General features: G+C 63.3%; 30 protein-coding genes. 17 read left to right on the top strand and 13 right to left on the bottom strand.

Translation table 11 applies throughout. From position 1 onward, the window contains the following. Positions 1 to 231: 231 nt before the first annotated feature. Positions 232 to 600 (top strand): hypothetical protein, encoded by a 369-nt coding sequence (locus tag DYI24_RS00095; protein WP_205523305.1) that lies wholly within the window; start codon positions 232 to 234, stop codon positions 598 to 600. An 86-nt stretch (positions 601 to 686) separates the two neighbouring features. On the opposite strand, the gene DYI24_RS00100 is transcribed toward DYI24_RS00095, so the two are convergent. Continuing rightward, on the bottom strand, positions 687 to 953 hold the full coding sequence (locus tag DYI24_RS00100; RefSeq protein WP_164570794.1) for a hypothetical protein: 267 nt from the start codon (positions 951 to 953) through the stop codon (positions 687 to 689). A 415-nt stretch (positions 954 to 1,368) separates the two neighbouring features. On the opposite strand from DYI24_RS00100, the gene DYI24_RS00105 reads away from it, so the two are divergent. The 16 genes from DYI24_RS00105 to DYI24_RS00180 all read left to right on the top strand — a co-directional run bounded on the left by DYI24_RS00105 (position 1,369) and on the right by DYI24_RS00180 (position 12,518). Then, positions 1,369 to 1,581, top strand: a complete 213-nt coding sequence (locus DYI24_RS00105) for a hypothetical protein (RefSeq protein ID WP_164570795.1) — start codon at positions 1,369 to 1,371, stop codon at positions 1,579 to 1,581. Then, the gene (locus tag DYI24_RS00110; RefSeq protein WP_164570796.1) at positions 1,568 to 1,774 is read left to right on the top strand and encodes a hypothetical protein; all 207 of its coding nucleotides are present in this window, start codon (positions 1,568 to 1,570) and stop codon (positions 1,772 to 1,774) included. Before DYI24_RS00105 ends, DYI24_RS00110 begins: the two co-directional genes overlap by 14 nt. 94 nt (positions 1,775 to 1,868) lie before the next feature. After that, the gene (locus tag DYI24_RS00115) at positions 1,869 to 2,732 is read left to right on the top strand and encodes a DUF932 domain-containing protein (RefSeq protein ID WP_164570797.1); all 864 of its coding nucleotides are present in this window, start codon (positions 1,869 to 1,871) and stop codon (positions 2,730 to 2,732) included. Positions 2,733 to 3,057: 325 nt separating this feature from the next. Beyond that, positions 3,058 to 4,233, top strand: a complete 1,176-nt coding sequence (locus DYI24_RS00120) for a hypothetical protein (RefSeq protein ID WP_164570798.1) — start codon at positions 3,058 to 3,060, stop codon at positions 4,231 to 4,233. Positions 4,234 to 4,245: 12 nt separating this feature from the next. Beyond that, positions 4,246 to 4,605 carry a hypothetical protein gene (locus DYI24_RS00125; protein ID WP_164570799.1) on the top strand — a complete coding sequence of 120 codons (360 nt, stop codon included), beginning with the start codon at positions 4,246 to 4,248 and terminating at the stop codon, positions 4,603 to 4,605. Between the two features lie 194 nt (positions 4,606 to 4,799). After that, complete coding sequence (locus DYI24_RS00130) at positions 4,800 to 5,351, top strand: hypothetical protein (RefSeq protein WP_164570800.1); 552 nt, start codon at positions 4,800 to 4,802, stop codon at positions 5,349 to 5,351. A 16-nt stretch (positions 5,352 to 5,367) separates the two neighbouring features. Beyond that, on the top strand, positions 5,368 to 5,646 hold the full coding sequence (locus DYI24_RS00135; protein WP_164570801.1) for a hypothetical protein: 279 nt from the start codon (positions 5,368 to 5,370) through the stop codon (positions 5,644 to 5,646). A 77-nt stretch (positions 5,647 to 5,723) separates the two neighbouring features. Beyond that, positions 5,724 to 6,623 carry a hypothetical protein gene (locus DYI24_RS00140; RefSeq protein ID WP_164570802.1) on the top strand — a complete coding sequence of 300 codons (900 nt, stop codon included), beginning with the start codon at positions 5,724 to 5,726 and terminating at the stop codon, positions 6,621 to 6,623. Positions 6,624 to 6,659: 36 nt separating this feature from the next. Continuing rightward, entirely contained in the window at positions 6,660 to 7,172 is a 513-nt protein-coding gene (locus DYI24_RS00145; RefSeq protein ID WP_164570803.1) for a hypothetical protein, read from the top strand. Positions 7,173 to 7,231: 59 nt separating this feature from the next. Next, entirely contained in the window at positions 7,232 to 9,661 is a 2,430-nt protein-coding gene (locus DYI24_RS00150; protein ID WP_164570804.1) for a DUF3560 domain-containing protein, read from the top strand. A gap of 63 nt (positions 9,662 to 9,724) precedes the next feature. Continuing rightward, positions 9,725 to 10,096 carry a hypothetical protein gene (locus tag DYI24_RS00155; protein WP_164570805.1) on the top strand — a complete coding sequence of 124 codons (372 nt, stop codon included), beginning with the start codon at positions 9,725 to 9,727 and terminating at the stop codon, positions 10,094 to 10,096. Between the two features lie 47 nt (positions 10,097 to 10,143). Then, entirely contained in the window at positions 10,144 to 10,593 is a 450-nt protein-coding gene (locus DYI24_RS00160; RefSeq protein WP_164570806.1) for a DUF5983 family protein, read from the top strand. Beyond that, positions 10,590 to 11,159 carry a hypothetical protein gene (locus DYI24_RS00165; RefSeq protein WP_164570807.1) on the top strand — a complete coding sequence of 190 codons (570 nt, stop codon included), beginning with the start codon at positions 10,590 to 10,592 and terminating at the stop codon, positions 11,157 to 11,159. Before DYI24_RS00160 ends, DYI24_RS00165 begins: the two co-directional genes overlap by 4 nt. A gap of 120 nt (positions 11,160 to 11,279) precedes the next feature. Next, positions 11,280 to 11,783, top strand: coding sequence for a hypothetical protein (locus tag DYI24_RS00170; protein ID WP_164570808.1), 504 nt, complete (start codon positions 11,280 to 11,282; stop codon positions 11,781 to 11,783). Positions 11,784 to 11,796: 13 nt separating this feature from the next. Then, positions 11,797 to 12,210, top strand: a complete 414-nt coding sequence (locus tag DYI24_RS00175; protein ID WP_164570809.1) for a hypothetical protein — start codon at positions 11,797 to 11,799, stop codon at positions 12,208 to 12,210. Between the two features lie 44 nt (positions 12,211 to 12,254). Further along, positions 12,255 to 12,518 (top strand): hypothetical protein, encoded by a 264-nt coding sequence (locus DYI24_RS00180; RefSeq protein WP_164570810.1) that lies wholly within the window; start codon positions 12,255 to 12,257, stop codon positions 12,516 to 12,518. Between the two features lie 61 nt (positions 12,519 to 12,579). On the opposite strand, the gene DYI24_RS00185 is transcribed toward DYI24_RS00180, so the two are convergent. The 12 genes from DYI24_RS00185 to DYI24_RS00240 form a co-directional block, all read right to left on the bottom strand. Next, complete coding sequence (locus tag DYI24_RS00185) at positions 12,580 to 12,933, bottom strand: HNH endonuclease (protein WP_164570811.1); 354 nt, start codon at positions 12,931 to 12,933, stop codon at positions 12,580 to 12,582. A 190-nt stretch (positions 12,934 to 13,123) separates the two neighbouring features. Then, complete coding sequence (locus DYI24_RS00190; protein ID WP_164570812.1) at positions 13,124 to 13,327, bottom strand: cold-shock protein; 204 nt, start codon at positions 13,325 to 13,327, stop codon at positions 13,124 to 13,126. Then, positions 13,324 to 14,178 (bottom strand): hypothetical protein, encoded by an 855-nt coding sequence (locus tag DYI24_RS00195; protein WP_164570813.1) that lies wholly within the window; start codon positions 14,176 to 14,178, stop codon positions 13,324 to 13,326. The genes DYI24_RS00190 and DYI24_RS00195 overlap by 4 nt, the downstream gene beginning before the upstream one ends. A 95-nt stretch (positions 14,179 to 14,273) precedes the next feature. Further along, the gene (locus DYI24_RS00200) at positions 14,274 to 15,677 is read right to left on the bottom strand and encodes a replicative DNA helicase (RefSeq protein WP_164570814.1); all 1,404 of its coding nucleotides are present in this window, start codon (positions 15,675 to 15,677) and stop codon (positions 14,274 to 14,276) included. Next, complete coding sequence (locus DYI24_RS00205) at positions 15,674 to 16,774, bottom strand: DUF7146 domain-containing protein (protein ID WP_164570815.1); 1,101 nt, start codon at positions 16,772 to 16,774, stop codon at positions 15,674 to 15,676. The genes DYI24_RS00200 and DYI24_RS00205 overlap by 4 nt, the downstream gene beginning before the upstream one ends. A gap of 292 nt (positions 16,775 to 17,066) precedes the next feature. Beyond that, the gene (locus tag DYI24_RS00210; RefSeq protein ID WP_164570816.1) at positions 17,067 to 17,870 is read right to left on the bottom strand and encodes a hypothetical protein; all 804 of its coding nucleotides are present in this window, start codon (positions 17,868 to 17,870) and stop codon (positions 17,067 to 17,069) included. A 24-nt stretch (positions 17,871 to 17,894) separates the two neighbouring features. Continuing rightward, positions 17,895 to 18,224, bottom strand: a complete 330-nt coding sequence (locus DYI24_RS00215; protein WP_164570817.1) for a hypothetical protein — start codon at positions 18,222 to 18,224, stop codon at positions 17,895 to 17,897. A 112-nt stretch (positions 18,225 to 18,336) separates the two neighbouring features. Beyond that, positions 18,337 to 20,124 (bottom strand): DNA cytosine methyltransferase, encoded by a 1,788-nt coding sequence (locus DYI24_RS00220; protein WP_164570818.1) that lies wholly within the window; start codon positions 20,122 to 20,124, stop codon positions 18,337 to 18,339. 5 nt (positions 20,125 to 20,129) lie between these two features. Then, a complete protein-coding gene (gene dnaN, locus DYI24_RS00225) occupies positions 20,130 to 21,266 on the bottom strand; it encodes a DNA polymerase III subunit beta (protein WP_283810824.1) in 1,137 nt (378 codons plus the stop codon). Further along, on the bottom strand, positions 21,263 to 21,832 hold the full coding sequence (locus DYI24_RS00230) for a RuvC family protein (protein ID WP_164570819.1): 570 nt from the start codon (positions 21,830 to 21,832) through the stop codon (positions 21,263 to 21,265). The genes dnaN and DYI24_RS00230 overlap by 4 nt, the downstream gene beginning before the upstream one ends. 3 nt (positions 21,833 to 21,835) lie before the next feature. Continuing rightward, positions 21,836 to 22,063, bottom strand: coding sequence for a hypothetical protein (locus DYI24_RS00235; protein WP_164570820.1), 228 nt, complete (start codon positions 22,061 to 22,063; stop codon positions 21,836 to 21,838). Further along, positions 22,060 to 22,602, bottom strand: coding sequence for a hypothetical protein (locus DYI24_RS00240; protein WP_164570821.1), 543 nt, complete (start codon positions 22,600 to 22,602; stop codon positions 22,060 to 22,062). Before DYI24_RS00240 ends, DYI24_RS00235 begins: the two co-directional genes overlap by 4 nt. Between the last annotated feature and the right edge of the window lie 11 nt (positions 22,603 to 22,613).

Genomic DNA, 22,613 nt, shown 5'->3' on the forward strand with positions numbered 1-22,613 from the left:
AACTTCCCTGCTCTGATCAGAGACCACGGGTTGCCCGTGGTGAGGGGTGGTGACTGGTGGCGGCGTTCGGTGCGTCGCTTGGCGGCGCCGTGGCCATGGCCCGGAAACGCGAAACCCGCCGACGGGTTGAACCGCGGCGGGTTAGCGGTGGCGCAATCGCCGACCGTGCCGCTTGTGAATCACCGATTGAGTCGGCTGTCAAATCGCTCGGGGATCGCAAAGCGTTGACGGATGGTTGCCAAAGGCGGCCGCCGCTTGCCCGGTTTCACAATCCAGCGATACTCGTTCGGGACACTTCCACAAACCGAATATGCACAGCGCAGGGGAAGCATGGCCGCGAAGAAAGAAACAGCGATGACTGCAGAGGCCTTCCGAGACTGGCAGGAGGGCTTACGCATTCCGAATCACATGGCCGCAAGGCAACTCGGTGTCTCAACGAACGGCCCGACCAACTACCGCCAGAACGGCGCCGGGCGGACCGTTGCTCTCGCCTGCTCCGCGATCGAAGTCGGGCTTGATCCTTGGACGCCAGAGGGGCGCGCCGAAATGCGGGCGCTACGCCATGTTTTGGAGGCAATCCGGGCGGTGGCCCACAAATGACACCACTGCAGAACTAACTTTATGGCAGCGCCAGCCGCTTCCCGATCCGGGAAGCGGCGGTAAATCTCAATGAGGTTGGTCATGGATTACTTGATCGCGATGTAGCGACCATCGACGGTCGGTAGGTAGCTCGTGTCGCCGTTGCGGTCGGCGAGCTTAAGGGCCTGCGCCTTGGTCAAGGGCTTAACCGCAAGGTTGATTTCGGAATTTTCCGCCACGTATGCGTCCCGCGCCGCGCGGCTCTCGAAAACAATCGCCGAAAAGGTGTTGTCGAAGCCGACCGACGTATCGCTGCCATAGGAATTGGTGCGGGCGAAAAACTGCGTCTGCTGGCGGTTCGGGTGGTTGGTCATTTTCGGTCTCCGCCCCTGATCCCCGAGGCGCGGGCGCCAGCCCTTGCTGACAATCACAACCCTAACAGCTAGCCATATGGGCGCCAAGCCTAAAAGCGTGCGCCGCCGACCTGATTTGTGATATTTTCGGCGTTTTCTGATTTATTTTGTGTTTTCCGCTTGACGCCGCGCCCGGCTTCTGTATGGTGCGGACACCGGCCGAATGTGGCCACCGAATGAGGACCCGGACAAAATGTCCGCAATTCTTTCCCTCTGCATTGAACAGCCGATCCTGCCGGCCACCGTCCTAAGCATGGCCGTTGGCGTCCTGATTATGTGGTTGGAAGCGCCGGCCACGCCGCGGCGCCACCGTCGGAAGGTCCGCCGCACCTAACTCCCCGCAACCGGTCAACTGTGACCACCGAACGAGGACAACATGCACAGCAACACAATCAAAGGTCTCATGCTAGACGCCGCTGCGGCGCTGACCTCCGGCCACGCCGCGGCCGCGCATCGCCTGATGTGCTCCGCCGACCGCCTGGCCGTAGCCGATCCGAGCATATCGGCCACGCGCCGCGACTTGATCGCTACCGCGCGCGTCGCCGTTGCCTCTGTGATGAACTCGAGCCGTTACCATGAACTCGCATAAGATCGCCAAGGGCGCGCCCGTCTCTTACAAATGCGGACACGGGGACCGAGTTAGCGCCATCGTCAAGCGCCGCCACCGTGACGGCACCGCGACAGTTGAAGCGCGCTTCGTGATGAACCAGGACGGCACGGAACGCGGTTGTTATCTCGGTTTCCGCTATCGGCTGAGCGTTTCAATTCTGGCAATGCGCTAACTATGAACGCTTCCGCCTTGCGCCGGTTTGGCCGGCGCAATGGGAAGCGCTCCTGCTTCAAACCGCCAACTGTGGCACCCAATGAGGACAGACTATGCGAATTTACACCGCCACCGCTCGCTTTGACACCGGCCGCCCGCTGACGAATGAGGAACTGTTCAAGGTCGCGCCTTCAATCTTCGCGACCACGGCGCATCATTCGCGCTCCGATCGTTTCCAGCCGATCCCGACGATTGCCGTACTCGACCAGCTGCGAAAGGAAGGTTTCGAGCCGGTAGGCGCGAAGCAAGCGATGGCGCGCGAGGGTGACCGCCGCGACTATGCAAAACACCTGATCCGGCTTCGCCGCTTCGATAACGTCAAGGCGTATCAGGTTGGCGACACGATTTGCGAAATCCTTCTGAAGAACGCGAACGACGGCACGTCCGCTTATGATCTGCTGGCGGGTTTGTTCCGTATCCGGTGCATGAATTCGCTGGTTTCGCAGGAATCGACCATCGAAACCGTCAAGGTCCGCCATTCCGGTGACGTTGCGAGCAAAGTAATCGAGGGGACCTATTCCGTGCTGAGCGAAGCCCAGAAGTCGCTTGCCGCACCGGATCAGTGGTCGCGGATTACTTTGACCGAACGCGAACGGGAAGCGTTCGGCGCCTCGGCTCGGCTCCTGCGGTTCGGCGATGCCGACGGCAACACTGACACGCCGATCACTCCCGCGCAGATGGTCCGACCGCGCCGCCGCGACGATATGGCGAATGATCTCTGGACGACGTTTAACGTTGCACAGGAAAACGCAATTCGCGGCGGGCTCCGGGCAATTGGTCGGGATGCTAACAACCGTCCGCGTCGTGTCACCACCCGCGGCGTCAATGGCATCGATCAAGACGTCAAGTTGAACCGGGCGCTGTTCACCTTGGCGGCCGAAATGGCGAAGCTGAAAGGCGTCCCCCTCGCCGCCTGATCCGCGGCGGCGCGGCCGAGCTCTACCGGCGGCGCCGTCTCACCCTCGCGATTGCAGCCCATGCCGCGACGATGTGCGCGGCATGATCGGCAAGCGCCGAACCGGCCAAATGTGGCCACAAACCTAGAGGAGCCCGGACAATGTCGACGAAACGCATCCCGATCAAATTCGACCGCAAGCGTATCCGCCGCCAAGTCGAGCGCACCGGCAAACGAGCGTTTCTGAATTCGTGCCTTTGACGTTTCGACACTGCGGCGCGCCGCAGCGCCGCAGCACGAAACGCCACCGCAACCGCGCAACTGTGCGCACCTTAGGAGGAGTCACCATGCAACCCGTCAACCCGGCATCGGTCCGCGCGGCCAAGGCATCGGACCGCAAGGCGCTGGCGATCATCGCTTACGACACCGCGACCGCCGATCCGCAGAACGCGAATTGGCGCGCGGTCGCCGATATGCTGCGTCTCGCATTGCCGGCTTCCAGGACTGCTAAGACGGCGGCGCAGGCTGCCGAGCCGAGTCGCTTTGCGCCGTGGTCGGATTATTCCGTCAACTCGGTTTCATCCAAGCGCCTCGGGAAATCTCCCGTGGTGGTGGTGACATTCGCCGATGGCGAAACGGTCCGCGCGCCGGCGGTTTCGCTCTCGGGTAAACCGATCAATATCGGTCGAGCGCTCCGCGTCGCTTCGGCGTTCTATCAAGCCCGCATCGCTATCCGCTACGGACGGACATCCGACGACTCGCAATGCGTCGACGTTCCCGCGATCGTTTCCGCGGTGTGCGAAACCACGGGCGCCGAATTCGATCCTGCAGAGTGTTCGGCGCGAACCGCAGAGCTCCGCCGCGGCGCGTTCAACGTCGCCGCAACGCTGGCGGAATTCGACGCCACCGCTGGCGATGGCGCCGACCACCTGCAACGCGAGGCGCACCTGCAAGCCGCTTACAGGACCGCGCTGCGAGCGCACCGCGCCGCCGGGCTCGGCGACATGGCGCCGACGGAATACACCGACGCGGACCGCGTTGACGCCACCGAATGGCTGCAGGATCGGCCGGCAATGGTCGCGGCGATCAAGGCGGCGACGCGCGCCGGCCGCCGATCATTCACCGATGCGGCCATGCGGCTGACCTGGGCCGTAATGACGTTCTGGCCGGGCGCGGCGGATTCCGAGCTCGGCGGCGCTGGCCACGGCGCGCCGGCCAGCGATGCGGCGGCGGCTGCCGAGACGGAAAGCGCCGCCGTGGCGGATACGGCGCCGCCGGTGGCGCCGCTGGCTGCCGACATGGTTTCGCCCGCGGCTGCCGAGACCCGCGACCACGCGCCGCCGGAGACGGCTGCAGCAGTTGCCAAGACGGCGCGCAACGATGCCGAGCCGAGCCCAGCCGCACCGCGGGCCCGCGCGGCGCGGTTCAAGATCCCGCCGCGGCTTCTGGCGACGTCTTGGCTTGCTCCGGTTGACCGGTTGCGACCTTCGGCGCCGCCTTGCGTTCTGCGGGTTGCGGCATAGGAGCGGCGCGCCATGAAACGCAACCCGCCGACCTTTGCCGAGCTCTGCGACGCGGTGGCACGCCGCGCGCCGCCGACCACGCAAACCGAATGGCGCGCCGCTTCACGCGCTATCCGAGAGGCGCGCCGCGCATCTGGCGGGCGCGTCGGCCGAACTATCATCCTCCCGTGCGGGACGTCGCACCGGTACATCTACGCCGAAGCTTCGTTCGGCGGGATGCGCTGCTACAACGGGCCCGGCCACCTTGCCGCGGTCGACATGATCGCGCACCACCGCCGCCGCCTGCAGGAAGGCTGCCGAGCCAGCCGGGTTGAATTCGCCCGACAGTTTGCCGCAGCTGCGCGGCGAGATGGCAGGGTGCCGCTACCATGAAGCAGCGCCGCCAAGCGGTCCGCAAATCGCGCTGCCCGCACTGCCGGCAACTGCGGCCGTTCTACATGATCGAACGCCACATCACGCAATGCGAGGAGCTGCGCTAACCCCCTCGGCTACGGCCGATTCCCCCTCCCGGCTACGTCTGATTTTTGAACCGCGCGACTGTGCGCACAATCGAGGAGACCGAGCAGATGCACGCATTTATCAACGTCGAAACCTGCGGCCACATTTACGGGCCTGGCGGCCGTGGCGAGATCGAGCTCGACCCGGCGGCGAAAATCTGCGGATCAGAAACGATCGTCCACAGCCGCGAGTTGCCCGGCTTTGTCGAGGACCGCGCCAACGGTAGCGCCGGCGTCACCTATGAGTCGCATCGCTTCTCGGTGCACTTCCTGGCGTTCGCCCGCGGCGGCGCGGCCGTCGGCGATTTCTGTGGCGTGCTGGTCCGCGTTCACCACGGCGCCGGCTGGGAACTGTGGCGCGGCGACGACATGCTCGCGGATGCGCTGTGGCGCTACGGCGATGATGACCGCGGGCTATTCAAACTCTGCTGGTACATGATCGATGCCGCGCGGGCGGCGCGCGGCGGCGGCGCGCACATGGAGGGCGAGAGATACCGCCGCGCGTTCGTTGATGGGCGCCTCCGCAAGCGCAAGCTCCCGTCGCGCGGCGCTTATCGAGTCTGGATCGACCCAGAACGTCCCGCCCCTACGGCCGATTCCGTTATCCCCGCGTTCGGCTGATTTGGAGGATCGAGAAATGAAAGCAATACAGAACGCCAATGGTTTCCGCGTCGGGCAAGCCGTTCGTGTACTTGTGCCGTGCATCGGTGACGACCACGAAGGGACTGAGCACCACTTGCCGGCCGGTCGCCATGGAACGGTCGAGCAAATCGACGAATACCCATTACCGCAAGGGCTGGCATTCACCGTTTATGTGCCTGTCGATGGCGAGCGCGGCATAACAAACGTGTTCGATGAGTCCGACGGACACATCCGCGACTTTATCGAGCCTGAGACCGTCGCCGGCAGCAATTGAACCGTTGACCATCGCAGCATAGCCGCTGCGTATTTTCTCAAAACCGCCAATAGTGGCACCCGATGAGGAGACCAGAAATGTCCGGCACTGCAACCACCGCAAAGCTCACACCTTGCCCGAACTGCTCGGAGCCCGTCGACATCGACAGCTTGGACGAGTTCGAATGCACTTACGAGCAGTGGAAGTGCCACGCCTGCGGCTCCTGGAACAATCGCAGTGACGGCGCGGAACAGGCCGAGAGGGTGACCGGTCTTGACGATCAGGAGACCGCAATCATTCTCGCCGGGCTCCGCATGATCCAACGCATGGGCGTTCAGAATGAGGAGGACGACATCGCCAGCGGAGGCGGCGAGTTCGACCCGCTCGGAGATGATGAAATCGAGGCTCTTTGCGAGCGGCTTTGCCGCCCAGTTGCGGATATCACGGCGGGTCGGAACGCACTTTCCGTGCTGCGCGCCATTCGTTCCGACAACCCGGAGTTTGAGACCGGCGCCGCCGTCGACCACGCGGACGTGACGGCACGTCTTGCCAAGCGCTGGCCGGAGATTTGTGCCGAGCTCGACGCCCACCCGGTTGCGCCTTCCCCGGACTGGCGCCGCATCGCCCATGAACTCGACGGCGCGCTCGACGCCTGCACCCACCAAATCAGCCAGATGCGCGGCATGTTCGACGATGCCGACGGCACGATTCAGGAAGCTGTCGACGCTGCCGACGAAGCGGCGGCATCCTATCGCGCCGCCGTCGCCGGCAGCCCCACACCTGTGACGGTGACTATCTGGAGCGTCTACACCGACGGCGACAACCTCACGCCTCGCGTGACGCTGCATGCGAGCCGGCCGGATGCCGAGCAACGCGTGCGTGACGTGCTGGACAACGACACTGCCGAGGATGTGGCGGAGCAATGGGCGGCGGAAACCGACGGCGGCATGTGCTGCATTGAGGAGCACGCATTCCCGCTCCCCCCCGCCGCCATCTGATTCCCCCGACTACGGCTAATTTCGGAGACAGAAATCATGACCCAGGAACATGATCCGGCCGACCGCGAGACCTGCAGTTACTGCGGCATCGCCGAAGATATCCATCTTCTAGACGGCGTTCTCGATGCCGACGGGAACGACACAGGGAAACTCGCATGTATCGCTTGTTACCCAGTCCCGGACACCTGGGAGCCGTGCGGTGTTGAGCATATCGAGATCAGCATCGCACCGTCTCTAATGCCTCGTTATGCTGCATGGAACCATCTTCGGCTGCTTCGCAAACACGCTTACAAACTATCTTCCGTCGTCTTGAGAAGTGCTATCGAAACACTCGATAGCTTGACCTATTACGACAAAGATCAGAATTCACACATCCTGGCGTCGCCAAGGTACATGAAGGCGCTTCGCAAAGCTCGCCGGCAATCGGGGCGACTGCGGGCCGCGATCCTCGGAAATTCTGACGCCATCACCGAGGCGCTGCGCAAATACGAAGCCCCGCTTCTTGACGCGGCGTCCCTGTTCGAGGATGGCGCGGCACTGAACTACTGAACTACTGAACTGCAACCGCGCGATTGTGCGCACCGCATGAGGAGCCCAGACAAATGACTATGACCGCAACCTATTCGCCCGATGACAACAAGCTGCGCCTGTACGCTTCGCGGCGACTTGACGCCGAGACCTTTGCACGCGTGAAAGCCGCTGGCTTCAAGTACGCACCGAAACAGGACCTTTTTGTTGCGCCGTGCTGGTCGCCGGAACGCGAGGATTTGCTCCTCGAGCTCTGCGGAGAGATCGGCGACGAGGATACATCGCTGGCCGACCGCGCCGAGCAACGCGCCGACCGCTTCGAGATTTACGGCGAGAAGCGCCTAGCCGAAGCGGAGGCGGCGCGCGAAGCCGTGGCGGAAATTGCAGACGGAATCCCGCTTGGCCAGCCGATCCTGGTCGGCCACCACTCCGAACGTCACGCCCGCCGCGACGCGGAGCGGATCGAGTCGGGCATGCGTCGCGCGGTGAAGCTGTGGCGCACATCGGAATACTGGGCGCGGCGCGCGGCGGGCGCGATCCGTCACGCCAAATACAAGGAACTGCCGGCGGTGCGTCACCGGCGGATCAAGGGTATCGAGGCGGACCGCCGCAAGGTGGAGCGCAGCAAAGCCGAGTCCGAAAAGTGGCTGAAGCTCTGGGCGGCTGCCAGTGCAGAAACCGACCCGCCGCGCCAACTCGCGTTTGCTAGGAAGCTCGCAAACGTCGGTTACATGACGCTGCCGAAGAAGGAAGGCGACCGCGAGGACATGCCGAACGGCCCGAGCGCGTGGACGGCACTCAGTGACGAACCGTCGCCGGGTGTTTTCGCGCCGCGGACCGTCGCCGAGGTGATTGCGTACGCGTTGAGCATCTATCCGCGATCGATCGAGCGCGCCGCCCGTTGGTTGGAGCACTATGACAACCGCCTGGTCTATGAGCGCGCCATGCTCGCCGAGCAGATCGGCGGCGGCGATGAAGGCGCGGCGGCGACAATGGGCGACCGATTTCCGTTCACCGTCGGCGGCAAGGTGCAAGTGTCGCGCAGCCACGCCCGCAGCGAGTGGCTGACCATCCTGCGCGTCAACCGCACCGGCGGGACGGTCAACAGCATCACCACCGAGGCGCCGGCCGGCGTGCATTGGCAGAAGACTTGGAAATTCAGCGTTGAAGAGGTGACGGCCTACGAGGCGCCCAGCGCCGCCGCGGTCGAGCAGGCGAAGGAAGCGGCGAAGCTGCCGCCGCTCTGCAACTATCCCGGTGACGGCTTCGTGCACATGACGAAGGACGAATACGAAAAGGTGCCGAAGTCATACCGCGGCTATCGCGAGCTGCGAAAGCTGCCCGACGGGCTCGGCCGGCATCGCACACGTGTTGCGATCGGCGCCTATGCGTTCCGCGGCAAGTGCGAAGACAACAAGCGGCATAGCTACTTCCCCGTCTTCATCACCGACGCTAAGCGCGTTGACCCTCCCGCGGCGCCGGCGCCGACCGAGCCGACCACACCGGCGGAATTCGTCGCCGAGATCGTCGCGCCTCCGAGCGCGGCGAAGGCGGAACGCGCCGCCTCGCCGGAGATCGACGCCGCAGCGGGTGAGAGCCCCGCCGAAGCGACAACCGGCGCCACCCCCTCGGCTGCGCCTTCCTGTGCCGCCGAAGCGCAGCGCGTGCTGGGATCCGCTCAGGACGAAGCGGAGCGGGCCGGCGCCGAGATCATCATGGGCCTTGGCCAATATCGTGTCGGCCGCGGCGCGGTCGTTACTGGCTGGCACGACGCTGCCGCGGATGCCTGGCGCGAGTTCTGCGACCTTGCAGGCCTTGCGTTCTCCGAAGATCTGACACCACCGGCGCGGCCGCGCGCCGCCCCCGCGGCTACGGCTGATTCTGCAGCCCCCTCGCGCGCGGCTGATTTCGAAGCAATGGCGGCGGCGATCCGTTCCGGCCAAGCGGTGCAGGTGGTGGCGGCGCCGCAGTTGTTCGCGACGCCGCGCGACCTTGCTGCGGAGGTGGTCGAACTCGCCGAGCTGGAGACCGGGCACCGCGTCCTAGAGCCATCCGCCGGCACCGGCGCGCTGGTCTGGCCTGCAATTGAGCGTGGTGCCCGCGTGACCACCGTCGAGATTAACGAGGTTCTATCCAAAGGGCTCGGCTGCAGCCAACGGATCGAGCACGGCGTCACCTTGGATTTCCTTACTCTTCGGCCGTCCGAAGAATGGTTATTCGACCGCGTGTTGATGAATCCACCCTTCGAGAACGGCGCCGATATCAAACACATCGAGCACGCGCTGCGCTTCCTGAAACCCGGCGGTCGTCTGGTCGCGATCTGCGCGAATGGTCCGCGCCAACGCGCCCGGCTTATGCCGATCGCCTCGACGTGGCGCGACCTTCCGCCGGGCTCGTTCAAGTCGTCGGGCACCATGGTGAACGCCGCGCTGCTGGTGATCGAGGCTCCGAATGCACCCGCGGCTACGGCCGATTCCGCCGGGCCCGTCGCCTCAGCCGGCGCGGAATAGCCCCCCTCGCCTACGATTGATTCCCCTATCCCCGGCTGCGGCCGATTTGAGAGGAAACGAACGATGCCAATGATTGAACTAGCCACTGAGGAGAAAGACCTGCTGCGGCGGCTCGCCGCGAGCAAGGTGGAGGACAGCGACACAACGGCCGAGCGCCTGGTGGTGAATTGCGGGCTGGCACGCCGCGTCGACCCCGGCATGCTGGAAATCACCGAGGCAGGCCGACTGGCGGCGCGCACCGGCAAGGTCGAACGTCACCCGTTCCACTACGACGTGTTCTGCGACCTCTCAGCCCGCATCGAAGACGTCGCCAAGTCGCGTGATCCGCGGCTTGAGAGTGCTGTTCGCCGGAAGCTTGAGGAAGCGGCCCATGCGATCTGGGAGGCGTGGAATCTTCAATCCGAACTTGAGCGGGCTGCTGGCCTACGCGCGTGACCAAGACCTGAACCCGGCAACTGTGCCGACCGAGAGAGGAGCACGACATGATCCACCGAACCCTTGAAATTTCAACTCGCCACCTGTCGCCGAACGCGAAGGCCTGGCTGTCCGCGTGCACGATGATCGCGCCGATCTCTCGCGCCGCAACCACCGTCTTGGCGGCGACTGGCGCCGGCTGGCTTGTCCAGGTGCTCGGGCAGCCTTGTCGCGCTGTGGCGCGTCTGCAGGTCCTGCTGGAGCGTCGTGAAATGCTGCTCCGAACTCCCGGGCTCGGCCGGCACGGCGCCGAGCTGGTCAAACGCTTCGATCGCGCTATCGACGACACCGTGACCACGCCGCCAGAAGGCATGCCGACCGACCTCTGGAGGTGCTTGGCGCGCGCCGCCGCCGAGGACTGCAGACTGGTGCTGTTCGACGACGAGGCGCCTACCCTCGACTGGCCGGAGATCCCAGACGCAGGCGACGCGCTGCGCCGCTGCGAGGCGGCGTCGTGAGCCGCGAGGTTCGGCGCGTGCCGGCGACTTGGGCGCATCCTCGGGACCGGCAAGGCCGCTTCATCCCGCTGCGCGGCGGAAACTACGCCGCTGCGGCGGCCGCCTGGGACGAAGGCGCAGCCCAGTGGGATGCCGGCATGGTGGCAACCAACGACAGCCGCCCGGGCGCGCCGGCGTGGCGCCCTCGCGATGGCTTCACGGTCTCGCGCAGCTACGAAGACTTTGCTGGGATGCGTCCGGTCGCGGCGACCTTCATGCCGAACTGGCCGCCGGAGGAAAGGACGCATTGGCAGATGTACGAGACCTCGAGCCACGGCACCCCGCTCTCTCCGCCTTTGCCGTCCGCCGCCGAGCTCGCCTCCTGGCTGGCCGACCACCACGCAAGCATAGGCCCCGGTTTGACGGCTTCGGCCACTGAATGGCTGAAGCTGATCGAGCAAGGCCGCGGCACGACCTTCAGCTTCGACGAACGCGCGAACCCGGTCTCGCTTCTGGCCCCACCCCCGGACTACGGCCGATTTCCCAGGATTCGCCGGCTCATTCGCCGTTGGACCGGCCGACGATAGCCGCCCCCCACGGCTACGGCCGATTTCCCATGAACAGATTCGAGCCGCGGTCTTCCACAGGCCGCATGGCAGAGCTTGCGGAGGATGGATATGCTAAACCTAGAGACGAGGACTGCTGAAGTGTCACTAAAACCGATATGCGACCTCAACGTCGCCAAGCGCTATATCGCCCAGGCGGTGCCGCTTGGTGAGGATCCTTGCCAGTTCAACGCGATCTGGGCAGCCCCCGGGCAAGTCCCCAATTTCGTCTATGAGGGCGACGATCCCGAGGTCTTCTCGACCGCCGATGACGCCGAAGCAAAGGCTCGCAAGGTTCTTTTCGAGGCTCTCAACGCCCGCCGGCCGGCAAGGCAAGCCTATGTTCCGAACCAGCCTGGCCTGCGCCGCGCGGTGAAATTCCTGAAGATGACCGGCGAGGAGTTCGCGGTCGCCCAAGCTGCGGCCGATCTGACCGACGCTGAGATTGCCTTTGCATGGGGGACGACCCCCGATCGGGTGGTCCGCTGGAAATCTGGCGCGGACGCAGTGCCCTTTGCGATGCACTGGGTGCTTCCGCTCCTGAAGGACGAGAAAAACTACGAGTTCGTGCTCGACGTGGCTGAACAGAAGACCGTCGACAAATAGGCGGAGGTTCGCAATGGCAAGCGGCTTGGGCATGGATCATGGGGCGATGACGAGCCAACCCGTCCGCATGGTCGGCCGCGTCGCGATCCGGCCCGGACCGATCGCCATCCTCACCGAGCGCGGAACCATCAGAACGCGGCGCCGGGTGCCGAGCGCCACCCCGAAATATCCGATCAGCTCGCCGGGTGCCTGGATCGCGGACGGACACCGCACGGCCTATGTGCGCTGCACCTGGTGTGGACATGAGGTGAGCAGCCTGAGGCTTGACCAGCTCCCGCCGGATTGGCCGTGGCGGCGCGTGTGCCGAGCGATGCTTTGCACCGAATGCGGAACGCCGGGGTGCGTCCACGTCGTGCCGAACTGGCACGACAACAAGCTCCATAAAACGCCGTTCACCTCGGCCTGGCGAGCGGACCCGCCAGCATGAAGATCATCTCGACGACAGACCGCCACGCGCGGCCGGTGTGAGCGGTGTCCTGGACGCTGCGCTTTGATCCGCCGATTCCGCTACCCGATGGCGGCGAGATCGCCACGCTGCGCGAGGCCGGCGACTACATCGCCGCCCTGCCGCCGGCCGAGCAGCGCCACCCGGAGGTGCAGGTCGCCATCCATGTCCTGCTCCAGGCGGCTGACCACGGCGGGCCGATGATCTTTGCCCGCATGGGCGTCCTGCGAATGCTGGCGCGCCACGATCCACCGCCGACACCACGGCCGGCACGGCGCCGCCGCTGGTAGCCGCGGCGCTTACCGCCGCCGCAATCACGTCTCACCGGCGGGGCGCCGCCGACATATGTGGCTAGGTCGCGCCGCCGCCAGAGCTGCGGTCCATCCTGGCAGCGCGGGCTTCAATGCCCTTCTTGACGTTGTGGGCAGCGCATTTGCATGCGCCATTGCTTAGGTCGAACCTGAGTTCCGGACGGTCTTTCACCTCGAGGATGTGATCAGCGTACATCCTGTCGCCGCGCGCCCGGCTCCGTTCGCACCGATGGCCGTTTTCAACGTGCTCGCACCGCCATCCGGCCCGGCTCTTCACCTCGAACGCCCATGTTTTGTGTGCGGTTGACCCATAGTCGCTGTCTGCCGTCTTCGGTAGCGGCTTGGCCTTCCGCGCATCAAGCACAGCGACTCGAGAGCCGAGCATCTTCACCATCATCCCACCTTCGGCTGGTGTCGCGCCCCAAACCTTCTGGTCATGTAGCGGACCAGTTGCTCTCTGAGATCCCATGGCATGTTTGGGTCATCAATCGACAAACAGACAAACCCGTGCATCCGCCACACCCGCACCTTCGTCTCTTCTGCGGTCTCTCTGGAGTTCGGCGCGAATCTACCAAGAGACATCGTCACTCGACCTTCTTGATGTTCGCGGCGAACCGGCCACGATCGCCGTGTTGAACATCGAACGACCACTTCTCACCGAGGCCAGGCTCGGCCCGGATGCCGTTCTTTCGAAGCTCGCTCATGTGGAAGAACACGCGGGATCCATCCTCGGCTGCGATGAATCCGTAGCCCTTCGTCTTATCGAACGACGTCACAGTCCCGTTCACCTGGTCTCCTCCTCACCCTGACCAATAACCTTGGCTCCTGCCTCGATCACCTTCTTGAAAGCGCGCCATGTCGGGTCGCGCGCGAGCCTGGCCGGGTCGTAGAATTCGGTCAGCGCATTGAGGGCTACATCGATGTCGTGGTTCACCGATCGATGGTCCCTGCCGCCCAGCGCATGAATCTTTGCAGCCGTCTGCGCCATAATCAGCACGCCCACGCAGATGTCGTAGTTCCGTTCCCCGATGTAACGCTGAACTGAATTGAGGCGCTTCTGAGCCTCTACGGCTCGAAGATGGCCAGCGTGCGCCTTCGCCGACGCATCGACCCGCGGATCGAATCCGGGAGACCGAAGACCAGAGTAGAACGCCGCCTCCCAGTCTCTCACGAAACGCTCGGCGGCCGGCTGATGAGGTACGCGCAGTTGCTTGACCCGTCGGAAAGAGTGCTGAAGCGTGGTGACCAGCACGTTCTGATTAGGATGATCCGGATCCGGGATAACGTCGTGGCGTTCACCCCTATTCAGACGGTCTTTCTCCGCCTGTCGCTTCTTCTGCTTCTTCGACGGCGCCGGTGTATGGCCGGTGATGTTGAGCGGATCAGATGCCGCCGCATGTGATCTCGCCGAAGCGCGGATCGCGGCCTTGTTACTTTCGATGTAAGCCTCGACCAACTTCGCCTGAGGAGTGTCGTATCCCATTGACCAAGCAACACCAGCTTCCTGAATCAACCGCTCCTGCGCGCGTCGCTTCTCATGATCAAGCTGTGCCTGATATGCATCTGCCGGAGCTTGGCCTGCATTGTCCGCTTGATTTTTCTTCGCAGACTTCGCTCTGCGCCGCTTATCCGCTCCCATCGTTCCCTCACGCGCGAGATCCCAGCAGAACGAGTAGGACGGCCGGCGTTGGTTGTCACTAAAGCAACCCTTTCAGAAGGCCCTCCGTCAACGCCTCAAAACGGGACGTCCGCCTGATCGACATCGCCAAAGAGCATACGAGAGCCGTTAAACCCGACCGTCTTCCAGCTTCCGCTCGATCCGTCACGTACCTTAAGCGGTGCGATCTCAGCTCTATCGCGCCAGTTTTCCATGTTCTTGCACCACTCATCGAACGGTTCACGACCTCGAGGATTTGCCTCTGATGGCGGCTCCGGCTGATTCTGCTTCAACCACTCGGTCGGCACGCTGACCCCAAGGATTACGTCGCTTGCTTCCTTCAAGCCGCCGCCGCCGTAGATGTCGCTATCTTTGAACCGCCAGTTCCCTGCAGACTTCTGTCCCTCCTTGGTAATCTGCGCGAGCTGAATGAATACGGCGTCGAGCTCCTTCGCGAGGTCTTTATTCGTCATCGACGCATGTTCGATCGTCTTGATGTCGTTCCAACCATCCCGCTCCGGCTGCACAATCCGAAGGTGGTCCAGAACGAACAAACGAACGCCATACCGTCGGTGCGCGGCCCGGCACTCGGCTGCATATTGCTTCGCAGTCATTGCGCCGCGGTCAAGAATATGGATCGGCATCGCATCGAGCTGCCGCCGAGCCTGAAGCAGCGCCTCGTAATCCTTCTCGGTGAAATCGCCGGTGCGCTGCCGGCGGACCGAGATCCCCGTCATTGAAGCCAGGTCTCGATATCCGATTTGCTCGCGCGACATCTCGAAGCTAAGGAACAGCGAGGCATGGACCTGGGACGGGTCAAGCGATGGCGATGCCGCATGACGCAGGATCTGGGACGTCAGCGCAGATTTTCCGTGTCCAGATCTCGCCGCTATGGTCACCAGCGTCCCCCCTGTAAGAGGACCAATGGCCTTGTCGATCTCGGCGATTCCCGTAGTGATCCCGATCGCCCGGCGGCCGCGGGATTGGTAGGCCTCCCCAGCTTTCCTCAGTGCTGTGTCGGCAGCCTCGCCGATCGAAACAGCGTGCTTGGCGCGGTCCGCATCGTCGACTGCGCGAAGCCGATCTTCGATCGCCACGCGCGTCTCTTCGAACGATTTACCCTGCTGGTTGGCGATGCGCCCAATCGCGACGCGCTCCCGCTCCCGCCATGCCGTCAGCAGCGCATCGACGAAATCCGTTGCGCTGCTGACGTCCTGTGCCTTCTCGACCAACACGAGAAGCACAGCCTCTCTCGAGCCGACCCCTTCCCATTCCTCCGGCAACGTCGCTTCAAGAAGAGACAGGCTCAGGTTGCGCCCGCTTTGACAGCAGTTCGCCACCGCCGAGAAGATGTCGCGAAAATGGGGGACCGTGAAGTGCTCGGCCGAGAGGATGCCGGCGATCTCCCAGTACGCATCCGCCGACCCGATGATCTTTCCGATCACCGCCTCCTCGGCACGAACGTTCGCCAGCGGATTCACGCGCCCTCCTCCATGCGGCGGCGCGCATTCCAAATGTCCAGATAGTCCTGCCGCATCTTGGGCTCAGGCTGTGTATCGGCGCGGAGGCCGATGGCCTGAACACGTTCCCGGAGCTTCCGAGCCGCCGCCCGCCCGGCCGGCTCGGCGATGAGCAAGTCGTCCTGTTGTTTCCGCCAGGGCTTGTCGCCATCGGGGAAGGTCGTGATGTGGTTCACGCCTAGAGGGGGCTCAAAGCCGATCAGCCCCGACGTCGACAAGCACGGCCAGACCGGGTAGCGGTGCCTGATCAGCGCCGCCGCTCCGCCGGCGGTCTCCAACCCCTCGCATACACCGATATGGTCGGCCATTCCGCCAAGACGCACAGCGCCGCCGCCGGCCGGCCCGAGGCCAAGTTTAGCGTTTTCCACGGGCGCTTTCGTCGGCTTCTTCGGGTCGAGAAAGATTCTCCAGACCGCCGTAAGATCGCCGACGACATCATCAACGCGGGCTACCACTGCGCCAAACCAAAGCCGTGGGTCCAGGTCGTAGCAAAGCCGCGGGTGATACCTCACGACATCCCACCATCCGCCAGGCGGCTCCGGCACGCCACGTTCCATGAAATAGGCTTCGGCCTGCGTCCCTTTGATTGGGATCGACTCCTGCCAAACGACGCTGGCGATCGCCAGCCGCTTTCGTTCTTCCTCGATCGACCGCCGCTCCGCTTCCGCCCTCTCGTCGGCGCATTTAGCAAGCCACTCCTCTCGACGCCGTCGTTCTTCCGGCGTCTCCTGCCTTCGTTCTTCCATGCCAACAAACTCGCGAGCTGCCCGAAACACGTCGGCATCCGCGCGATGTCCCTTTCCCCCATTGAACCCGTAGGCAAAGAGGTTCAGCTCGTCGCCGCCAACCCCCTCTGACTTCCTGGCCCACGCTCCTCGAGGGCACTTTGGAGACGGCGCGAGATACACCATGAACGACCCGAGATCGCGCTTATTAGCGGGGGCACAATACGCAAGCCGGCCACGCTTCACCCATCCAGGCCAGAAGTGGTCGAGCAGCCGCTCAAGATCTTTGTTCAGCCGCGTCTTGATTTCCTCAGCGTCGTTCTGCGGGCTCATATTCCACCTGCCCGCTCAATCGCTTCACGCTTGCATCGCTGCCAAAGCGCGTCAGCGATACGCATCGCCGCAAGCGTGCGATCGAGTTGCGAGTCGAGAAACCGATTCCCCTGCGCTGTATATTCGGCCTCGAAGCGTAAGTTGGCCCGCTTCGCCGCGCGATCGGCCAAGCGTCGCCGGCGCTTTGTGAGTTTGCTAACAGCAGCCCAATGCTTGCCGCAGATCCATTCCTGGTACAGGCCGCGCTTAATCGTCCGCCGGCAATAAGGAACGCAGCAGGATAGCCGGTCACTCACAGCATGCTCTCCTGCACGGCTGAGGTGACGGATTCCGCGGGCTCTGTCGGCTTCCATTTCTCGTAGTCAGCCTCAATTTCAGCATAGACCCGCGGATGCTGCGCTCTGAAGTCTGGCAATCCCGGCGCCGGCCGATAGGTTTTGTCCTCGCCGAGCAGCAACCAGCCGTTGGCAGACGGCAGCCACCGGCGGTGATCGATGTTGATATGCTTGAAGTCAGACCGGCGCAGATAGCCGCGCTTTTCCAGAATGATCGAGATCTTGATCGCTCGGATCTTCCAATCGGTAAGTTGCACCGGCGCTGACCGGCCCGCTTCAACATCGGGGACGTACTCAGGGAGCTTGATCCTCGACCTCGGCGCCCACTCGTACCAGTCATCACTGTTTCCGTAGCGATCGCCAGGAAGCAGTGGAGAGAGCGGCTTCATCCTGTTCGGACGATACTTCCGAAAATAATCAGCAACCTCCGCCTCTGATGGGCAGTAGATGACGGTCACGCCGATATACTTACAGATCCGGTGGAATCCACGCGGCTCGGTCGATGGCACCAGTACCGCTCTGCAGTCCGGGCCAGGCAGATCTGCCGCCCACGAGCCGTATTCTTCGAGCGCTTGGGATATCACTTCGGCGTTCAGCCGAAGCTTTGCCTCAATGCCGATCTGGAAACCGTCGGAGTTACGCACGAGCAGGATGTCCCAACCTCCCCACTCGTTGTATGGCGTCCATTCCGGCGGTAGCACGCTGATGAAGCGCGCGCAGAGTTCGGACTCCGACGCGAACGGTTTCGACGATTTCGGCATCTCAGATCCTAGGCAAACCGAACGTCAGTGATCGAGCGCCGCGGCGCCCATCCGGTACGCATCGGAACACGAGCAAAATACCTCTTGATCGTCGATGCTGCCTGCGAGGCTCTGGTTCTTCTGTTCGACGTGGAGCCGGTCCAACTGAGACATCATCGCCCTGACACTTGCTTCGATGGTGTCCCCTTGCTCGGGAACGGCGTCGAACTCACTGATCTGCTCTCTCAACGCCAGAGCAGCACGCTCCAAACGCTCCTGCCGATTGGTGCAGCCCCATTCAGCGAGCAGCTGCTCTCCCGTTCTGAAGTCGTCGTCGCAATCGTTGAGCATGGTCTTCTCTTTCTTCTGCTTCAAAAGAACTCGCGGCCGAGCGGCCGACGGCGGCGCGCCAATACGGGCACTCCCAGCACCGAGCCGACAACCACGACCGCAACCGCGCCGGCGATGACGATGAGGTTCAACCCGCTCATGCCGATGCTCTCTTCTGGCGCCGTTCAGTGGCTGAGGTATCAAGGTCAGCCGCATCCGCCATGATGGCCTTGACCTCGGCCTTCATCATCGCCACCGAGACCGCGTTTCCGATCTGCTTGATCTGCTCAGTCTTGGTTCCCGCGAATTCGTACTTGGTCTCTTCGTCGGTGAAGCCCATCGCGGCCGCGAGCTCGTGAGGTTCGAGCATCCGGAACAGGATGTCGTACTGCGGCGTCGCCGAGTGCGGCGCGCCTTCAGCATGCCGCGACAATACGAATGGCTCCACGACATAGCCGGCCCCTCGGCAGTCCGCTGTCGGCAGCGGGTCATGAACGGCATGTGCGCGGCCTGAACCGTTCTCTCCGTGTCGGTTAAGAACGAATGGTTCAACGAGCATGGGCCGTGCGCAGCCAGGATCATCTGATCCGGCGCCGCCTGTCGTGATGGTCGGCAGCGGGTCCGCCGCCGCCCGAGGTGCACCGGTGCTGCCAGGCGCCATAACGAAGGGCTCGGCGAGAAATAGATGACCAGCGTGCGCCGTCTGTGTCGGCGCCGGCGCCCCGACATCCGAGGCGGTCGACCTGCCCTTCATGTTGACAAGGAGAGGCTCGGCAAGACCAAGACGAGCCTGCGTCATAACGGTCGGCGCTGGCTGGTCGACGCCTTGCGCATCGCGACGGAAGTTCTGCTTTACCAAAAACGGTTCAGCCAACCCGATATGGGTGCCGCCGGCCGCCACCGTCGGAAGCGGCAAGGCCAACGAACGCCCGTTTGCGTTCCTGCGAAGCGTCACCAGCATCGGCGCGGCTCCGCGATGATTGCCGGCCACCTGCCCGATATCGCCGTTCCGGAGCGATCTCATCCACTTCAAATAGGCTTGCGCCCGAAACCTATATCGCTGGCGGTCCTCAGTGCGGCGCGAGTGCCGCTTAGCGTAGCAATCGGCAATGGAGCGGCTCAGCGACCGCTGCAGTTCATCAGCCAGCATCTCGAGCAAGATGTCTGGCCATTTGAATTTGATCGCACCGGCAAGGATCCGCGCCAGCGTTTTCGGCGCAAGCGGCACCTGGCGGCCGAAGATGGATCGTCCTTTGATGCTCCAGTCGATGATCTCGCGCGCCGGGCGCCAGGGCTTCAGATCACCGAAGGGCAGTACACTGCCGTCGGCCGGCATCTTCATGTGCGTCAGCGGAGCCCAACCCAGAGTGCGGCGATCGTTCCGCGCCTTCAGGATGAAGCGCTGTCGCGTTTGGGCTTCGCCATAGTTTGCGGAGTTCAACTTCCGCCATTCGGGGTTGAACCCGAGCCCTCGGATCACGTTGATCCATGCGTTGAAGTATTCGCCCTTCCGCGACTTCACCGGCTTCCCGGTGCGCGCGTCGACAGGCCCCCAGCTGATGAACTCCCACACGTTCTCGATGATCAGACGCTTGACCCGCAATTCGGTCAGCCACGTGATGATGTGCCAGGGGTCAGAGCGCTGCTGGTCAGATGTTGGCTTCCCGCCGCGGGCGACAGAGTGATGCGTGCAGGTCGGCGACGCCATCAGCAGATCTAGGTAACCTTCCGGCACAATCAGGTGCGGCCGCACCGTCGCGATGTCCTGGCAGTAATGCCTCGCCTGAGGATGATTCTTTGCGTGTGTTTCGATGGCCGTCGGCCAGTGATTTAGACAGACCAGGTCCATCTCCAAACCCAGCTCGTGGAGCGCTCGCGCGCAACCTGTCGAACTTCCCCCGGCCCCGCACAGCAGGTCTGCAACCAAGATCTTTCGGCGCGCCATGCTGCTCACACCCGCATCGGCATGAGCACGTAGAGCGCATCCGGATCGCTGCCAGAGAAGAGCGTCGGGGAACCGGGGTCAGCCAGCTTCACCGTGATCTTGTCGCCCGACAGCCGGCGAAGCATGTCTCCGAGGTACTGGCTGTTGAAGCCGATCTGCATCGGCTCGCCACTGAATTCGACCTCGAGCTCTTCGACCGCGCTGCCGGAATCCGGGTTGGTCACCGACAGCACCAGCTTGCCGGGCTCGATCGCGAGCCTGACCGCACGGCCCTTCTCCGTCGACACCACCGCCACGCGGCCCGTCGCCTCTTCGAAGTCGACCCGGTTGACCGACAACGTCTTGCTGTTGTTGATCGGCACCACTCGATTGTAGTCGGGGAATGTGCCGTCGATCAGCTTCGAGACCAGCACGAGCTCGCCGCTCGATAGTGCGATCTTGCTCGCCGACACCGAGACGGAAATATCATCCTCGGCGTCGAAGAGACGAGCGATCTCGCCAACCGTCTTTCGGGGAACGATGACGCCCCTCATTCCCCTGGCGCCATCCGGAACCGGAAAATCAGCTTGGGCCAAACGATGGCCGTCCGTAGCTACCGCACGAAGCGTCTGCGAATTGTCTCCACCATGAGTGTGGAGGTAAATACCGTTGAGGTAGTATCTCGTCTCTTCGCTCGAGATCGCGAACTCCGTCCGTCCGATCAGCCGTTGGAGATCGGCCCCACGCATCGCGAAGCAACTCGCGTCATCACTCCCTGGCTCCGACAGGTTGGGGAAGTCCGTCACCGGCAGGGTCGGCAACGTAAAGCGCGAGCGCCCGCTCTTCACAACGATGGTCCCGCCGGATCCGCCCTCGGGTTGCTCGATGGCGATCTCAGCGCCGGCCGGCATCTTCCGAACGATGTCGTGCAACAACTGCGCAGGCACCGTCGTCTCGCCGGAACGCTCGACCCGCGCTGCGAGAGAGTCACTGAGCTTGATGTCGAGGTCAGTACCGGTGACCCACAGTCGATCGACGTCAAAGCGTAGCAAGACGTTTGCGAGGATCGGCACCGTATTCCGCTTTTCGATGACCCGCGTCATGCGAGTGAGGCACCGCAGCAGCGGTACTTGCTCAACTGAGGCCTTGAGATTGTTCGTCAAAACGGCGTCCTTTCTGTCTGTTGACTCTGAGGGTCGAAAAGATCGCCGCGCGGCACTGCATAACGTGGGTCCAGCAATCCGCGCAGACACCACGCAACGCCGAGCGCCTCCGCGGCGTCCAACGACGTGATATTTCGGTCGACCAACTGCGCGTATGCGAGCGAGTCCTGTTTGGTCGCATGCCCGTTGCCAGTGAACGCCTTCCGCCACGTGCCCTGATTGATGTAACGGTGATCAACGTTCTGAGCCGCGCACACCTCCTCAACCACGGCACAGAGTCCGTAGATCCTTTGGAATGTCTTCATCGGCGGGCGCGTCGTCGGGCCCGTAGAGCCGTCTTCGAGTGCTCTTCCAGGAAGATCAATGTCTGTGCGGAGCGGCTGCTCAACGCCAACGTGCGTGATCTGATACTTGTCGATCATCTTGTAGATGATGCGCCTGCAGTGGCGGAACACCTCTCCGGAGGTCTTGCCTTGCCAATGAAACGCGCCGGCCGTGACATAGCTGTCGCCCTTTAGGATCGCGAATCCCGTTACGGTTGCTACGTCAAGGCCGGCGAGGATCATCGGTCAGCCTTCCGCCTGCAGCAGCGCGTCGCTCAGTTTGAACATCAGGGCTGCGCACGATCGACCGTAGTCGGGTTCGCGACCATCCGCCTTGTCGGCTACGAAGCGCTGCACGGTCTGGAATTCCGCTTCGAACGCCGCCGGGTCTTCGGTGTACTGCCGCATCCATTCATCAAAGGCCGCGGCCATCTCTTGCTGAGACATCATGCGAGTCGCGTTCATCGCGATCACTCCTCGCCTTCATCGTCCGCGCCGCCCTCGGTCTCGGCTTCGCCGTCCGAGCCCTTGCTCTCGGGCATCTTCATCGAGAGCACGGAATTGCGCTCCGACCGCGCCTGTCGGAATGCCGTCAGCCAGTGATTGCCCTTCACAGAGCCCGGGTACGGGTTGTCGCTCTCCTGGGAGCCTGGCTCACCATCGAGCGAGAAGCCGGCCGCGCGGCCTTCGATCTCGGCCCGCTCGGTCTCCGGGGTCGGACCTTGCCTGAGGCCGAACATCTCGTACTGCGCCGGCGACAGCTCCTTGCCCATAAGCTTGAGGTAGTGGGCCGTTCGTTCGAACGTCTTGAAATGCTCGTCGATAGCTTCCTGCCCCTGATCGCGAAGCTTGATCGCGATCTTCGCAGCATCGGTGTTCAGTCCGCGCAGGTCAGCGGTGCTGTACGCTGCACGAAGCTCGCCTTGCTTCTTGTCCTTCGCTCCCTTCGCGGCTCTGATGATGCCCAGACTGGTTGCATCAATCGCGTCTTGGGATGGTTCATTCGTTGCCATGCTGGTACTCC

This window comes from Rhodopseudomonas sp. BR0C11 (assembly GCF_010820945.1).
Lineage (GTDB): Bacteria > Pseudomonadota > Alphaproteobacteria > Rhizobiales > Xanthobacteraceae > Rhodopseudomonas > Rhodopseudomonas palustris_H.